General features: G+C 55.5%; 1 protein-coding gene. It reads left to right on the top strand.

The window, feature by feature from the left end; genetic code table 11:
* The coding region (locus RR842_RS14830) for an IS30 family transposase (RefSeq protein ID WP_332730339.1) at positions 1 to 711 on the top strand (711 nt) is incomplete at its 5' end.
* Positions 712 to 1,044: the final 333 nt, after the last annotated feature.

The raw sequence follows: 1,044 nt of genomic DNA, 5'->3' as shown, positions 1-1,044 counted from the left end.
TATACCCACGTGAATAAGGGCGAGGTCGGAGCCGGTCGGATGCACCTCATAGACGCGGTGGCACGCAAACCCAGGAAAAAGAAATTGAAGAAGAGCGATAGACGTATTCCTCGATCAAGCCTTGCCGGGCGTAGCTGGGAGGACTATCTGGCTCTTAACCAAGACGTTCGCGACGGAAGATGGGAGATGGATACCGTGATTGGGCGCATAGGCGGCAAGTGCCTGCTCACGCTTTTGCACCGACCCACACGCTTTCAGCTGGCTCTGATTTTGCAAGGGTGTACCGCAGCCGAGGTCGTCTCGGCCTTGGGGCTGGTCGCCTCCGCCATGGGAAGGCGGGGCGCCGATGTGATGTACCTACTTCTCACAGACAACGGAGGAGAATTCTTCGACGTTAATGGCGTAGAAGGGGCGCTCGGGTGCAGGCTTTACTACTGCGAGAGCTATTCGTCATGGCAGAAGGGAGCCGCCGAGTGCAACCATAAGTATTACAGGAGGGTAGTTCCCAAGAAAACATCGATGGACGGCCTAGATGAGCGCGATTGCGCGCTTATGATGAGCCACGTGAACTCCACGCCGAGGGAGTGTTTGGGAGGCATAAGTCCCATCGAGGCGATTGCGCCCATCGTCGGCCAGGACTTTCTCGATGCACTCGGCATCGAAGCTATCTTGCGCGATAAGGTCGTGCTTACGCCAAGCTTGTTGAGCTGATAGCAAACCGATAGGAAAGCCCCGTCAAGACGTCGAAAAGGGAGCCCTGAAACCTGCACTAGGTCTTTCAAACACCAAATGCAGGCTGACTCCTTGCGCTCAAAATCAGACATCAGATGCGGAAAACGTGGAAGTTTTCCGGACAAAGCATCCTCCGGACAGTCTCTAGTGCAGGAAAACCTGCACTTAGTCAGGCAAAACAAACCTGCACTGAACACCTGCACTAGAGATTACAAGCTCCCGGCGCAATATTTGGCTCCACCAAAGGGTGCGCCGCCTGTTGGCGTGCGGCAGCATCGCGGGCTGCTTCGAATACTAAGGCCGAAACAAGGG

This window comes from Gordonibacter sp., from assembly GCF_036667095.1.
Lineage (GTDB): Bacteria > Actinomycetota > Coriobacteriia > Coriobacteriales > Eggerthellaceae > Gordonibacter.
This window is presented reverse-complemented; position numbering and strand designations above follow the sequence as displayed.